The sequence below is a fragment of the Polaribacter sp. L3A8 genome, from assembly GCF_009796785.1.
Taxonomy (GTDB): domain Bacteria; phylum Bacteroidota; class Bacteroidia; order Flavobacteriales; family Flavobacteriaceae; genus Polaribacter.
The window spans coordinates 1,461,386-1,474,964 of the sequence record NZ_CP047026.1; the positions used below are offsets into that span (position 1 = coordinate 1,461,386).

At 29.2% G+C, this 13,579-nt stretch carries 14 protein-coding genes; 5 read left to right on the top strand and 9 right to left on the bottom strand.

Features of this window, described 5'->3' with window-relative positions; translation table 11 throughout:
• Positions 1–26: 26 nt before the first annotated feature.
• Complete coding sequence (locus GQR92_RS05885; protein ID WP_158838246.1) at positions 27–1,160, bottom strand: cysteine desulfurase family protein; 1,134 nt, start codon at positions 1,158–1,160, stop codon at positions 27–29.
• A 15-nt stretch (positions 1,161–1,175) separates the two neighbouring features.
• Positions 1,176–1,721, bottom strand: a complete 546-nt coding sequence (locus GQR92_RS05890) for a Smr/MutS family protein (RefSeq protein WP_158838247.1) — start codon at positions 1,719–1,721, stop codon at positions 1,176–1,178.
• Positions 1,722–1,785: 64 nt separating this feature from the next.
• Here GQR92_RS05890 and GQR92_RS05895 point away from each other — a divergent pair, with 64 nt between their 5' ends.
• The gene (locus GQR92_RS05895; RefSeq protein WP_158838248.1) at positions 1,786–2,418 is read left to right on the top strand and encodes a hypothetical protein; all 633 of its coding nucleotides are present in this window, start codon (positions 1,786–1,788) and stop codon (positions 2,416–2,418) included.
• Here the strand turns inward: GQR92_RS05895 and ppk2 (GQR92_RS05900) are convergent.
• Both ppk2 (GQR92_RS05900) and ppk2 (GQR92_RS05905) read right to left on the bottom strand, forming a co-directional pair.
• Positions 2,415–3,194, bottom strand: coding sequence for a polyphosphate kinase 2 (gene ppk2, locus GQR92_RS05900; RefSeq protein ID WP_158838249.1), 780 nt, complete (start codon positions 3,192–3,194; stop codon positions 2,415–2,417). The genes GQR92_RS05895 and ppk2 (GQR92_RS05900) overlap by 4 nt on opposite strands.
• A 7-nt stretch (positions 3,195–3,201) precedes the next feature.
• Positions 3,202–4,056 carry a polyphosphate kinase 2 gene (ppk2, locus tag GQR92_RS05905; protein ID WP_158838250.1) on the bottom strand — a complete coding sequence of 285 codons (855 nt, stop codon included), beginning with the start codon at positions 4,054–4,056 and terminating at the stop codon, positions 3,202–3,204.
• 94 nt (positions 4,057–4,150) lie between these two features.
• On the opposite strand from ppk2 (GQR92_RS05905), the gene GQR92_RS05910 reads away from it, so the two are divergent.
• Positions 4,151–5,101: a lipid A deacylase LpxR family protein gene (locus GQR92_RS05910; RefSeq protein WP_158838251.1), complete on the top strand. Its 951-nt coding sequence runs from the start codon at positions 4,151–4,153 to the stop codon at positions 5,099–5,101.
• On the opposite strand, the gene GQR92_RS05915 is transcribed toward GQR92_RS05910, so the two are convergent.
• The gene (locus tag GQR92_RS05915) at positions 5,098–6,522 is read right to left on the bottom strand and encodes an ATP-dependent DNA helicase (protein ID WP_158838252.1); all 1,425 of its coding nucleotides are present in this window, start codon (positions 6,520–6,522) and stop codon (positions 5,098–5,100) included. The two genes, GQR92_RS05910 and GQR92_RS05915, sit on opposite strands and share 4 nt — an antisense overlap.
• Positions 6,523–6,628: 106 nt before the next feature.
• On the opposite strand from GQR92_RS05915, the gene GQR92_RS05920 reads away from it, so the two are divergent.
• The 3 genes from GQR92_RS05920 to GQR92_RS05930 are packed head-to-tail and all read left to right on the top strand — an operon-like array spanning position 6,629 to position 8,704.
• Positions 6,629–7,363: a hypothetical protein gene (locus GQR92_RS05920; protein WP_158838253.1), complete on the top strand. Its 735-nt coding sequence runs from the start codon at positions 6,629–6,631 to the stop codon at positions 7,361–7,363.
• Complete coding sequence (locus tag GQR92_RS05925; RefSeq protein WP_199269189.1) at positions 7,332–8,168, top strand: DUF3822 family protein; 837 nt, start codon at positions 7,332–7,334, stop codon at positions 8,166–8,168. Before GQR92_RS05920 ends, GQR92_RS05925 begins: the two co-directional genes overlap by 32 nt.
• On the top strand, positions 8,165–8,704 hold the full coding sequence (locus tag GQR92_RS05930) for an RsmD family RNA methyltransferase (protein WP_158838254.1): 540 nt from the start codon (positions 8,165–8,167) through the stop codon (positions 8,702–8,704). Before GQR92_RS05925 ends, GQR92_RS05930 begins: the two co-directional genes overlap by 4 nt.
• 90 nt (positions 8,705–8,794) lie before the next feature.
• Here GQR92_RS05930 and GQR92_RS05935 read toward each other — a convergent pair whose 3' ends face one another.
• The 4 genes from GQR92_RS05935 to GQR92_RS05950 form a co-directional block, all read right to left on the bottom strand.
• Complete coding sequence (locus GQR92_RS05935) at positions 8,795–9,748, bottom strand: AAA family ATPase (protein WP_158838255.1); 954 nt, start codon at positions 9,746–9,748, stop codon at positions 8,795–8,797.
• The gene (locus GQR92_RS05940; protein WP_158838256.1) at positions 9,748–11,130 is read right to left on the bottom strand and encodes a peptidylprolyl isomerase; all 1,383 of its coding nucleotides are present in this window, start codon (positions 11,128–11,130) and stop codon (positions 9,748–9,750) included. The genes GQR92_RS05935 and GQR92_RS05940 overlap by 1 nt, the downstream gene beginning before the upstream one ends.
• Complete coding sequence (locus tag GQR92_RS05945) at positions 11,096–11,881, bottom strand: hypothetical protein (RefSeq protein ID WP_233270026.1); 786 nt, start codon at positions 11,879–11,881, stop codon at positions 11,096–11,098. Before GQR92_RS05945 ends, GQR92_RS05940 begins: the two co-directional genes overlap by 35 nt.
• A gap of 62 nt (positions 11,882–11,943) precedes the next feature.
• Positions 11,944–13,575: a peptidylprolyl isomerase gene (locus GQR92_RS05950; RefSeq protein WP_158838258.1), complete on the bottom strand. Its 1,632-nt coding sequence runs from the start codon at positions 13,573–13,575 to the stop codon at positions 11,944–11,946.
• Positions 13,576–13,579 lie beyond the last annotated feature (4 nt).

Consider the following 13,579-nt stretch of genomic DNA (forward strand, 5'->3'; position numbering starts at 1 on the left):
AGTTAAACTTTATTAAAACACTCTACTTATATAGCATCTACTAAATATTTTACAACAAAATCAATTTCTTCTTTGGTTGTATATTTTGAAAAAGAAAAACGAATAGAAGTTTTATCCGCATCTGCGTCCTTTAAAATTTCTCTTAATACGTGAGAGCCTTTATTGCTTCCGCTTTGGCAGGCACTTCCTCCAGAAACAGCAATTCCTGCCATGTCTAAACTGAATAATAACATATCATTTGTAAAAGGAAAACGCACATTTAAAATGGTGTAACTACTTTTTTCTAAATCAGAAGAAAGTCCGTTAAACTGAATCTTTTCTGATATACTTTGTAACTCAAAAATAAAATACTTTTTTAAATTCTCTATGTAAACTTTATCTTCCTCTAAATTAGAAACAGCAATTTCGAATGCTTTTTCCATGCCTAAAATAGCATGTACATTCTCTGTACTAGACCTTGCGCCCATTTCTTGTTCGCCACCATGTAACATTGGTAAAATTCCGAATCCTTTTCTAAAAAAGGCAAAACCAACTCCTTTTGGTCCATGAAATTTATGTGCGCTTGCTGCTATAAAATCAACCGGTATTTTTTGTAAATCAAGCGGATAATGACCTATCAACTGAACGGTATCCGAATGGAATAAAGCATTGTTACTTTTACAAATTCTAGCAATCTCATCAATATCTAAAATACTACCAATTTCATTATTGATCAACATTAAACTTACTAATGTTTTTTCTTTTAATATTGATAAAAGCTCCTCTAAATGTGCTGTATCAACAGTTCCAAATTCATCAACATTAACATAATCTACACTAATGTTGTGTGCTTTTTTTAAATGAGTACAAGTATGTAAAACTGCGTGATGTTCTATTTTAGAAGTAATTATTCTTTTTACCTCTAAATTAAAAACAGCATTCTGTAAAATTAAATTATCTGCTTCAGTACCGCCTGCTGTAAAAATAATTTCACTAGCAGTAACCTTAAAATATTTTGCAATATTTTTTCTCGCAGTTTCTACTGCAGATTTTGCTTTTCTTCCAAATTGATGTATCGAAGAAGGATTGCCGTAATTACTCTTCATAGAAGAATGGATTACCTCTATAACCTCATCGTCAATTTGTGTGGTAGCTGCGTTGTCTAAATAAACCGTTTTCATTCTGTAAACTTACAATTAATTAGCGTTCTGAAAAACATAAACTTCTGTTGCTCCTAAACCATATTTTTTATAGGAAGCATCATAAAATTTAACCGGATATTTATTTAATAATCGTTGAAGCTCTGACCTTAAAACGCCCTCACCAACTCCATGAATAAAAACTATTTTAGGAATTCGTTTAGAAATAGCAAACTCAACTTTACTTTTTGCAGTATCCAATTGAAGGTTTAACATATCATAATTATCCATGTTTCTAGTAGATTTTGTTAACTTACTTATATGTAAATCAACTTCTAAAATTATTTCCTTTTTTTCTTTTTTAAACAAGCTTGTCTTTGGCTTATTTTGAGCAATTTTATCTTTTAGTAATGCATTATTGATATCACTAAACTTTGATAATTCGTGTTGCTCAACTCCTATTCTAACTAATTCTGAGGAATTAAATTTAAAAACCATACCATCGCTGGTTTCAATTGAAACTTCATCACCCATAACATGGGTAACGATTCCTTTTAAAACATCGTCTAAAACCGCTACTTTATTTCCAATTTCTAAACACATTCTTAACTTTCTATTAATTTACTTTCAGTTTTTAAGATAGTATATTTGAGACAAAAATAACAAGATGATTAAGACTTCAGCTATTTCTACAAGAAAATTCTTTACAAATGCTCACAATAAAATTACATTAAGTGATGGCAGAAAGAATTTATTGTTAGAAATTTCTGAAACAATTTCTAAAGAATATAAAAACGAAGGTTTTGTTAATTTAAATTTTATTTGCACACACAACTCAAGAAGAAGTCAATTAGCACAAGTTTGGGGATTTTTTGCAGCCCATTATTTCAATCTAAACATTCATAGTTTTTCTGGCGGAACAGAAGTTACTTCTTTTTATAGAAACACTATAAAAACGCTACAAAAAGTTAGTTTTTCTTTTAATTTAGAGGATTTTTCTCATCAAAACCCAAAGTATCTTATTTCTTTTGAAGAATCGTCTAAAACGATCTTAGGTTTTTCTAAAAGATATGATCATATAGATAATAAAAAACCTTTTATAGCCATAACCACTTGTAATATCGCAGACGCAAAATGCCCTTTTATACCAGAAGCTATGTATAGATTTCATTTACCGTTTGTAGACCCTAAGCCTTCTGATGGAACTCCATTACAGAATGAAACTTATTTAAACACAAATCAACAAATTGCAGCTGAAATCTATTTTATTTTTTCTAAAGTAAAAAAAGCATTAACCTAAACCTTTAAGTTTTTATCATAAGGAATACGATCTAAAATGTGATTAATAACATTTACACGTGCTTCTGTTTTTCTATTTGCTCTAATTATTTTCCAAGGAGAAATTTCTGTGTCTGTTTTTTCAAACATTGCCTTTTTATACTCTGTATAATTTTCCCAAAGGTCTTGTGCTTTTTCATCTAACTTGGTCATTTTCCATTGTTTTAATGGATCGCTTTTTATGTCTGCAAAACGTTTCGCTTGCTCTTTCTTAGAAATAGACATATATATTTTTACCAAATGAATACCAGACTCTAAAATCATTCTTTCGAAATCATTTACTTGGTTCATAAAAATGTGATACTCTTCTTGTGTACAAAAATCATTAACAGGTTCTACAACAGCTCTATTATACCAACTTCTATCAAAAAAAACCATTTCTCCTGCTTTAGGAAACTGCTCTACGTATCTTTGAAAATACCATTGAGATTGCTCATCTTCTGATGGTTTTGGCAATGCAACAATACGCATATGACGTGGGTTAATACGCTCTGTTAATCTTCTTATTGCTCCACCTTTACCTGCAGCGTCTCTTCCTTGAAAAACAATAATAATTCTTTCATTATTATTTATAGCCCAAGTTTGTAAACGAATCAATTCTACTTGTAAATTTTCAAGTTTTTTTTGATAATCTACATATCTAATTGCTTTTTCTATATTTAAAGGCTGCTTAGACAATAGTGCTAATAATCCTTTTTTAGAGTTTAATTTTTTTAAATTTTTAGGTGATATTTCCATATTAAATTTAATCTATATTAGTATTAGATCTATAATAACGCATTACAACATTAGGATCTGGGTTTAAAACTGCTTTTGCGTCCTTTTCTTCATAATCAAACTTTGATAAAACATGTCTTATAGCTTCTAATCTTGCTACCTTTTTATCATTAGTTTTAATCATCATCCAAGGACTATAAGATGTATGTGTCTTAGAAAACATTTCACCTTTATAATGCGTATATCTATCCCAAAGAATTTGCCCTTGTTTATCAACAGGGCTAAATTTCCATCGTTTTAAAGGGTTTTCTTTTCTACCTTCAAAACGTTTTAGTTGCTCATCTTTAGATATAGATAGCCAAAATTTTATAATTACAACACCATCTTCATACATCATGTGTTCAAACTCTGGCACTTGTACCAAAAACTCTTTATATTGTTGATCTGTACAAAAGCCCATTACAGGTTCTACAACAGCTCTATTGTACCAACTTCTATCAAAAAAAACAATTTCGCCAGGGTTGGGTAATTCTTTAATATAACGTTGAAAATACCATTGTCCTTTTTCTATTTCGGTAGGTTTATTTAAAGCTACTAACCTGCTAGAACGTGGGTTTAAGTGCTCCATAAATCTACGAATATTACCACCTTTACCAGCAGCATCTCTTCCTTCGAAAATGATAGCAACTCGTTTATTGTTATCTGATATCCAACGCTGTAGTTTAACCAACTCTATTTGAAGCAATCTTAACTCTTCATTATACCGAATTGTTTTTTTTACGTTATTAAAAGCTTCATTTTTATCCCCTATAAGGGCTAAAAGTTCTTCTGTGTTATTAGCACTCTGAAAGTCTGCTGCGGTTAATCCTTTTTTTGTCTTCATTCATTCTTTTTACTTGGTCTAAAAATAACAACTTTTTTTTAGAAACGCATAAAAAAAACATCATTTTAAATAAGTTATTTTATATTTGCTTACTATGAAATGTTTCATCTTTATTCTTGTTGTATTTGTTTCTGCGTATACTATAGCACAAGAAAAGTTTTCAAAAGAAATTAGTTTAATAACAGACAATGATTTGTATGTTTCTGCAATAAGAGATAGATACTATACGAGTGGTGTTTTTTTAACATATAGATACCTTTCTAACAAAAAAAACGAATCTTTAGAAAAACGAATTTTCGAATGGCAAGTAGGTCAAGAAATGTATACTCCCTTTAAAGCTACAGTAGATAATGTAAATAACCACGACAGACCTTTTGCAGGGTATTTATATGGAGGTTTTAAAATAAAAAGCGTCTACAAAAACAATCAAATTCTTACTACTTCTGCTCAAATTGGCGTTCTTGGCTCTAATTCTTATGCCCAAGAATTACAAGAATTTATACATGATATTTATGGTTTTAAAAAAGCTATAGGTTGGGAGTATCAAATAAAAAATGCTTTTGCTTTAAACTTTAATGCGGAATATTTAAAAACGATTATACAAACAAATACAAATAACTTAGATGTTGCTTGGGTAAATGAATTAAATGCAGGTACTGTTTATACAAATATTGCCACTGGTTTTTACAGTAGAATTGGGTTAAAGCCACTTCAAAACTTAACAAATTCAATTGCTTTTAACACAAATCTAAATAACCAACAAACCACTACTTATAGAGAAGTAGAAAGTTTTTTCTTTGTAAAACCAATGTTACGTTATGCATTATATGATGCCACTTTACAAGGTAGTTTTTTTAATGACGAAAGTCCTATTACTAAAAGTTTAATGCCTTTAGTTTTTGATATAGAATTAGGTTTAAAATTTACTGTAAACCGTTTAAATTTCGGATATTCGTTTAACTATAATACTAGTAAGTCTAAAGATTTAAGATACAATTACGGTCATAGATACGGCAGCGTTATCATTAATTATTTATTGCATTAATCATTAAAAAAATCTTCTTTAAAACCAATTAAATATAGTTTTTCTTGCGCTCTTGTTAATGCTGTATACAACCATCTAAAATATTCTTTAGAGACGCCATCTGGTAAATAAGGTTGTTCTATAAACACTGTTTTCCATTGCCCTCCTTGAGATTTATGACACGTCATAGCATACGAAAACTTAACTTGCAAAGCATTAAAAAACACATTCTTTTTAATTTCCTGAAATTGTTTAGATTTCGATTTTAAGTGTGCATAATCTTCTTTTACCGCTTGATATAATTTGTTTGACTCATCATACGTTAAAGAAGGAGTTTCACTGGTTAAAGTATCTAATAACAATACGGTTTCAAAAGGCCGCATGTCTGGATAATCAATCATCCTAACCTCTACCTCTGCAAATTTAAAACCATACAATTCTTTAATAGAAAATATTTTTAATACTTCGCAAATATCACCATTGGCAATAAAACCTGCGGTTGAATTTTCTTTTAACCAGTAATAATTATTTTTTACTACCATAATATAATCTCCTGCAGAAATTTCATTTTCTTGCCCACGAATTTGCATTCGAATTTGTTGATTATATTGATTGGCCCTTTTATTAGAACGTACAATAAAAGCAGTATCTTCTACTCCGTCACTATCATAAGCAGTTACCAAAGCATCCTCAATATCATACCCATCGTCTAATCTTACAATATCCGGAAAATCTATATCGAACTTAAAATTAGTGGTATCATTTTGTATCATCAACCTTAATAAAGTTGCATTTGCAAGAATCCCAGAATCTTCATGCTGACGCATTACTTCATCTAATTCTATTTCAGTTACATTTTTATGGTAATCATACATTAAGGTATCTTGCTCTAAAGCAGGACTAATATTTAATTTTACTGGCGGAAGTTGCGCAGTGTCCCCAATAAATATCAATTTACATTGATGACCAGAATATACAAATCTAATTAAATCATCTAATAAAGACCCAGAATCAAACAATTTTTGATTTTGTCTACTATCAGGAATCATAGAGGCCTCATCTACAATAAAAATTGTATTTCTATGTTTATTGGGCTGTAAAACAAAACCGACTCCACCATTTGCCTGTTTTTTAGGAAAATATATTTTTTTATGAATTGTAAATGCAGGCCTTTTAGAATAAACTGCAATTACTTTGGCAGCTCTACCTGTTGGTGCCAATAAAACTGCTTTTTTTTGTATAGTTGCCAAACTATTTACAAATGCACTAATGGTAGTGGTTTTACCTGTACCTGCATATCCTTTAAGCAAAAACAAGGCATCAGCATCATCACTAAAACTAAAATCACTTAAAAGTCGTAATAATTTATTTTGTTTAGAAGTTGGAGAAAATTGAAATTTTTTAAGTAATTCTGCGTAAAAATCGGCTGTTTTATTTATCATATAAAAATTAATACCACAAAGATACATTGATTTGTATGTAAAAGTTTTTATCATAAAAAAAAAAGTGTAAATTTGCCTTAGGACTATTAAAAAAAACATACGTAAAATGGGATTACTTGGAATGATTTTGGCAGCTGTTTTAGTTGCAGTATTACTAGCTATTGTTATAGTTAAATTTTTACCATTAAAATTAAGATGGATAGCGTCTATTTTACTTTTAGCTTTAACTGTATTCTTAGTTTCTAAAATATATTACGGTATAATGGAACCGATTATTTTTAATAAAACTAAAGTTGTTAAATACAATAAAGTAATAAACAACTTAAAAATAATTAGAGACGCAGAAGTTAAACATTTTGAGGTTACAGGAACATACACCAAAGATAAAGCTGCTTTAATACAGTTTATTGATACCGCTAAATTAGCTTTAACTGAAACTAAAACTATTGTAGAAAAAGAAAACAGAGGTGGTGGTATTATCATTGATGTAGAAAAAAGACAAACAGACACTATTGGTTACGAACCAGTTTCTAAGTATTTTAAAGGAAAAAACTATAAGGAAATGTTTAAGGTTCCTGGTGTTGCAGGGAAAGAGTTTGAAATTGAAGTAGGAACTGTTGAAAAAGTACCAGGTATGGTAGTACCAACATTCTATGTAAAATCAAACAAAACAGACATTTTAAAAGGAATGAATGAGTCTCTTTTAAAACAAGAATTAGAGCAAATGGCTACAGATCAAATTAAAGGTGAATTTGTTTCTGTTGGTTCTTTAGATGAAGTTTCATCAGGTGGTAACTGGCCTCCTTCTTATGACAAACAAGACGGTGATAAAGACAAATAGTACCATTACTTTACAACACACAAAAGATACAAAGTTATCCATCCAATTTAATTTGGATGGATTTTCTTTTTGTATCACAAACAATACAACAAAAGAAACAACCTATTTTTCTGAGTATGTGTTTGATGAAAAACAAGTAAGCCCAGAAAGTCTTTTAAAGAAAATAGAAGCAATTTTTAAAACAGATGTGCAGCTACAAAATGACTTTTCATCGGTATTGGTTGTACATCAAAATAATTTATTTACACTAGTACCATCTCCTTACTTTTCTGAAGACAAACTATCTGAATACCTTAATTTTAATATTAAAACATTAGCTACAGATTTTATTGTTTTTGATGACATCCAAAATATCGATGCAAAAAATGTATATGTGCCTTATGTAAATATTAATAATTATTTATTTCAAAATTTTGGAGAGTTTGAATACAAGCATCATTTAACTATTTTAATTGAAAAATTAATTTCATTTAATAGCAGTGATAAAAAAAAGGTATTCATAAATGTATCTAAACACAATTTTGATATTGTTGTGCTACACAACAAGCAACTAGTGTTTTCAAATTCTTTTTATTTTGATACCAAAGAAGATTTTATCTATTATATCTTATTTACTTTTGAACAATTAAAATTAGATGTAGAAGAAACAGAACTATCTTTTACTGGTGATATTGAAAAAACATCTGAAATCTACAAAATTGCGTATCAATATATTAGAAATATTTCTTTTTTAGAAAGCAACAATAAAATTTTTAATCAATTAAGCGCATCTAAACATTCTAATTATATCCTTTTAAATTCATGAGAATAATTTCTGGAAAACATAAAAGCAGACGTTTATCAGCGCCTAAAAACTTACCTGTTCGCCCTACAACAGATATGGCTAAAGAATCGTTGTTTAACATCTTAAACAACACGTATTACTTTGATAGCATTGCTGTTATCGACCTTTTTTCTGGTACCGGAAATATTAGCTATGAATTTGGTTCTAGAGGCACAAAAGATATTTATGCTATAGACGCACACTTTGGTTGTATAAAATACATCAACGAAACAGCAAAAACCTTAGAATTACCTATAAACACTTTTAAAAGTGATGTTTACAAATTCTTAGAAAAAACCTCGCTACAAGCAGATGTTATTTTTGCAGATCCTCCTTATGATTTTGACGAAGAGCAATTTTTAAAAATTGTAGATTTAGTTTTTACAAGAAACTTATTAAAGGAAGAAGGTACTTTAATTGTTGAGCACTCTAAACACACAGATTTATCTAAACACAAAAACCATAGTTATGACAAACGTTATGGAGGAAATGTATTTAGTTTTTTCGAAAACGAATAAACAATAGTATTTTACTATAATAAAGAAAAGCGCTTTAAAAGACAAGATTTTGACTTTTGGGGCGTTTTTTTTACCCTAAGAAATAAAATATTATAAAAGAGATTTTATAATATCAGAAACAGTTATTCCTTCTGCTTCTGCCTTATAATTCTTTACAATTCTATGAGACAAAATAGGAACCGCAACAGCTTTTACGTTTTCGATATCCGGAGAAAACTTTCCATTGATTGCTGCATGTGCTTTTGCTGCCAGAATTAAATTTTGAGAAGCTCTTGGACCTGCTCCCCAATCTAAATAAGATTTTACTAATTCTGTAGCTTCTTTAGATTTTGGTCTTGTTTTACCCACTAAATGAACCGCATACTCTATTACATTATCTGCAACAGGAATTTTACGTATTAATTTTTGAATTTCAACAATTTCTTGTGAAGAAAACAACGGATTTATCGTTGCTTTTTTATTACCTGTAGTACTTTTTACAACATCTACTTCTTCTTCGAAAGTAGGATATTCTAAATAAATTGAAAACATAAAACGATCCAACTGCGCTTCTGGTAAAGGATAAGTTCCTTCTTGCTCAATTGGGTTTTGTGTTGCCAATACAAAAAAAGGCAAATCTAATTTGTAATGGTTTCCAGAAACAGTTACAGAACGCTCTTGCATTGCTTCTAAAAGCGCCGCTTGTGTTTTAGGAGGAGTTCTATTAATTTCGTCTGCAAGGATAATATTAGAAAAAATAGGTCCTTTAATAAATTTAAAATGCCTGTTTTCGTCTAATATCTCACTTCCTAAAATATCAGAAGGCATTAAATCTGGTGTAAATTGTATTCTTTTAAAATTTAGACCTAATGCATCCGAAACGGTGTTAACCAATAATGTTTTTGCTAAACCTGGCACCCCAACTAATAATGAGTGTCCGCCACAAAAAACAGATAACAAAGTAAAATCTACAGCTTCATGCTGACCAATAATAACTTTTGCTATTTCTGCTTTTATCGTTTTATATTTAGCTACTAAATCGGTTACCGCTTTAACGTCTGACATTATTTATTTACTTCTTTTTTCCAGTTCTTTTCAAAAGTACAATTACTGTGCGTAGGTCCTATGTTAATATAAGTATCCTTTATTTTACTTTTAGACCATTTAGTAATGGTTTCTTCTTTCTTTTTCTGAAGCGCTAATTGCTGAACTTTAACATAATCTTCTACAAGATCGGCAACGTGTGTATCTGTTCTGTCTTTCATCAAAATAAACTTAAACATCTTATCGCCAGATCTTTCTTCATCGTAAAAAGGGTCTGTCATTTCTCCTTTTTTAAGATCACTTACTCTTGCATAAAAGGCCGGATCCATTCTTGTTAAATCAAATTTAGATTCTCCTGTAGATGGATTAATAATAAGACCGCCATTATTCTTAGTTTCGTCATCATTAGAATATTTCTTAACTGCATCCGCAAAAGTTAAGTCTCCTGATCTAATTTCTAAAATAATATTTTCTGCTTTCTTTTTAATTTCATCCATTTTCTCGTCTGAAACTTTTGTTTGCATTAATATATGAGATGCAACTCTTGTATTTCCTTTTATGGCATGCAATTGCATAATATGATATCCAAATTCTGACTTAAAGGGTTTAGAAACCTGACCAACATCTAAAGTAAAAGCCATTTCTTTAAACTCTTTAATAAAACTAGATTCTTTTGTTACAGAATATTCACCTCCATTACTAGTAACACCAGGATCATCTGAATTAATAATAGCTTTCATTCTAAAATTAGAACCTTCTTCTATTTCTTTTTTTAATTCGTTTAATTTAGCAATAACTCTATCTGTTTCTTCTTTAGTAGGCACTGCTTTAATAACAATTTGAGCCAATTCTATTTCTGCAGGAAACTGAGGTAATTCTCCTTTTTCTTTTAATCCATTAAAATAAAGACGAACCTCTTCTGGAGTAACATCTATTTTTTCAGTAATTTTTTGTTGTTCTTTTTCTATTAAAACGTTTTCTGTCTGAACCGTTGTTAATTCCTTTTTTAAATCATCTAAATCATTAAAACCGTAAGCTTTAATTACTTTTTCTACATCACCATATTGTTGCGTAAAGTACTGAATACTTCTATCTACTCTCGAAGATACTTCTGCATCTGAAACAACAACACTATCTACAATGGCATGGTGCGCCATTAACTTCTGTTGCATTAATTCTTCTAGCATTTCGCAATCGGTAATGGTTACTTTACCTTCACTTCTTAACTCTACCTCTTGCTTAAATTTAGCGATATCAGATTCTAACACAATGTTTTTACCAATAACAACTGCTACTCCATCTATTTTAATTTTTTGCGCAAAAGTTTGCACCCCTAAAAACCCCAAGAAAAAGGTAAAAATTGATACTTTAATATATTTTGAAATTGTTGTTCTGTGTTGCATCCTTTACTATTATTTTTTCTATCTCTCTTAATAATTCAATTTTACGTTTATGTAAAATCATTTGTTCTATTGTTGGTGTAATATAACTTAACGGCGCAATAGAATTACGCTCTAAAACGTCTTTTATAGCCACCAAATATAAACCTATTGAATCTTGTTTTTCGATGAATTTTGTTTTTTTTAACAGTTTTTCCTTTGAAAAAGGAAGTTTTAACAAAATGTTATCTAATTGAGTCCAAATGGAATCGTTAAATTGATGAAACTTAAAACTTAACTCTTGTTTTTCTAGCTTTTCTAAATCATTAATACTATCAGATTTAAAGAGTTTTATAATTTCCTTTTTATCTTTTATATTAGTATCTACAAAAAGATATTTTATTTTAACTAATTCTTCATTTAATTTAAAATTCTCTTTATTCAACAAATAATAGCTTGTTAATTCTTCATCAGAAATAACAGTATCTAATTGTTGTTTTACAAGCTCTTCTTTAAAGTTATTAATTAAAAGACTTTCTTTATAATCTTTAACTAAATTATCTATTTGGGTTACGGTTTCTAAAGAACTATTATTCTTCGCTTTTTCTAGCAAAAGTCTTTTAATTGCCCAATCTTGAATATAACTCTTTACTAAAATAACGCTATCTAATTTATTAATATTTTTAGGTAATATATTTACCAAATCTTTTCTAAAAAGTTTTTCGGTATTAACAATAGCTACAATTTCTGAGGTATTACTTTCTTTCTCTTGCATTTTAAAAAAATCGCAAGAGGTAAAAAGAACAACACAAAATAAGATAGCGATATACTTCATTATTAGTTTTCGTAGAATTTAATTAATTTTTTTACCTGTTTTTTATCCACTTTAATTTTACTTTTCTTTCTTAAATCTGCAATCCATTTTTTTTCTAAGAAATTTTGATAGTCATTAATAACCTGACCTTTAATACTTTTTAAATCCGTTGTTTTATAATTGTCTGTGTGTTTTTTAAAATACTCTTGTAAACCTAGCGTATCTTTAGAAGACTGATTCCAAATTTTATCTTGCATTAATTCAAAAAGCAACAAACCATCTTCATACTCCTTTAAAGTATAAGCATATTCTGGCTCTGTATTTACTAAGTTCTCTTTGTAATATTCTAATATTTGTTTCTCTTTAAACATTTCGAATAGTTTAAAGATAGGAAACTGTCTTCTATTTCTAATATACTTTACAAAACCTTCTTGAGTAATATTTTTATCGTTTATAGCAATAAGTATTCCTTGTAAAGAATCTTTAGGCAATCCTCTTACGTTTTTTTTATCTAAAATCTTTTTAGCGTCTTCAAATTCTGTAATTGTATATTGTTTTTTTAATTTATTTACAACTGCTTTTTCAGACAACTCCATTCTAGAGCTGGATTTTACTTTAGATTTTAAATCTTTTTTCATTTCTTTAAAAGATTTAATAGGATGTTTTTTTAACAGTTTAACAATGTGCCAACCAAAACGAGTTTTAAATGGTTTAGAATACTCATTCACATTTTCTAATCCAAATGCGGCATCATCAAATGATTTTACCATTCGTCCTTCTGTAAATTTACCCAATTTACCACCTTTATTTTTAGATCCAGGATCTTCTGAGTACTGTTGCGCTAAATCATCAAAGTTTTCATTATTATTTAATTTAGCATAAACACTGTCTATTCTTACTTTACCTACTAAAGTTGTATCTCTCACTAAAATATGTGCAGCTTCTATTTCGCCACTAGACTCTTTTACATCATCAACTTGTATAATATGATACCCAAATTGCGTTTTAAAAGGCATTGAAATTCCACCAATTTCTGTAGTATAAGCTGCAACTTCAAAAGGATAGACCATACTAAAAGCAGAGAAATAGCCTAAATTACCGCCATTTCCTTTTCTTCCTGTTTTAGGATCATCCTTAGCAGAACCATCTTCTGAATACTGAGCAGCAATTGTTTCAAATTTTTCTCCATTTAAAATTCTTTCTCTTAATTTTAAAATATTGTTATAGACCATTAAGGTATCACTTGGTGCTGCATCTCTTGGCAATCTTAATAAAAGATGTTTTGCTTTTACTTGATTTTTAGTTCTAAAATACGCATCTTTTACCAATTGATCTATAAAGGTAGTGTCTTGTAAATAAGGTGCAGAAAGCTGGTTCTTATACGTTTCCATTTCTCTCTTATAAGAAGGTAATGTATCTAATTTAATAGCATACGCTTCTTTAACCTTTAACTTGTAATTAATATACAGCTCTAAATTTTTAGTAATGCTTTTTGCTTCTTCATTATCTATAGCGTCTAAATTTTTTTCATAGACTCTTTTAAATTCAGAAACGGTTGTTTTTTCACCATCTATTGTGAGTAATGTTTTATCTTTCTTCTGAGCAAAGGCAGTTATTGATAAACTTAAAACAAATAATAATACTATTTTTTTCATAAAC

Excerpts from the sequence above, each read along its gene's own strand:
- GQR92_RS05930 (WP_158838254.1), top strand. The coding sequence starts at position 8,165 with ATGAGAATAATTTCTGGAAAACATAAAAGCAGACGTTTATCAGCGCCT.
- GQR92_RS05925 (WP_199269189.1), top strand. The coding sequence starts at position 7,332 with ATGACAAACAAGACGGTGATAAAGACAAATAGTACCATTACTTTACAA.
- GQR92_RS05920 (WP_158838253.1), top strand. The coding sequence starts at position 6,629 with ATGGGATTACTTGGAATGATTTTGGCAGCTGTTTTAGTTGCAGTATTA.
- GQR92_RS05895 (WP_158838248.1), top strand. The coding sequence starts at position 1,786 with ATGATTAAGACTTCAGCTATTTCTACAAGAAAATTCTTTACAAATGCT.
- GQR92_RS05915 (WP_158838252.1), bottom strand. The coding sequence starts at position 6,522 with ATGATAAATAAAACAGCCGATTTTTACGCAGAATTACTTAAAAAATTT.
- GQR92_RS05940 (WP_158838256.1), bottom strand. The coding sequence starts at position 11,130 with ATGCAACACAGAACAACAATTTCAAAATATATTAAAGTATCAATTTTT.
- GQR92_RS05885 (WP_158838246.1), bottom strand. The coding sequence starts at position 1,160 with ATGAAAACGGTTTATTTAGACAACGCAGCTACCACACAAATTGACGAT.
- GQR92_RS05910 (WP_158838251.1), top strand. The coding sequence starts at position 4,151 with ATGAAATGTTTCATCTTTATTCTTGTTGTATTTGTTTCTGCGTATACT.
- GQR92_RS05945 (WP_233270026.1), bottom strand. The coding sequence starts at position 11,881 with ATGCAAGAGAAAGAAAGTAATACCTCAGAAATTGTAGCTATTGTTAAT.
- ppk2 (WP_158838249.1), bottom strand. The coding sequence starts at position 3,194 with ATGGAAATATCACCTAAAAATTTAAAAAAATTAAACTCTAAAAAAGGA.
- GQR92_RS05950 (WP_158838258.1), bottom strand. The coding sequence starts at position 13,575 with ATGAAAAAAATAGTATTATTATTTGTTTTAAGTTTATCAATAACTGCC.
- ppk2 (WP_158838250.1), bottom strand. The coding sequence starts at position 4,056 with ATGAAGACAAAAAAAGGATTAACCGCAGCAGACTTTCAGAGTGCTAAT.
- GQR92_RS05890 (WP_158838247.1), bottom strand. The coding sequence starts at position 1,721 with ATGTGTTTAGAAATTGGAAATAAAGTAGCGGTTTTAGACGATGTTTTA.
- GQR92_RS05935 (WP_158838255.1), bottom strand. The coding sequence starts at position 9,748 with ATGTCAGACGTTAAAGCGGTAACCGATTTAGTAGCTAAATATAAAACG.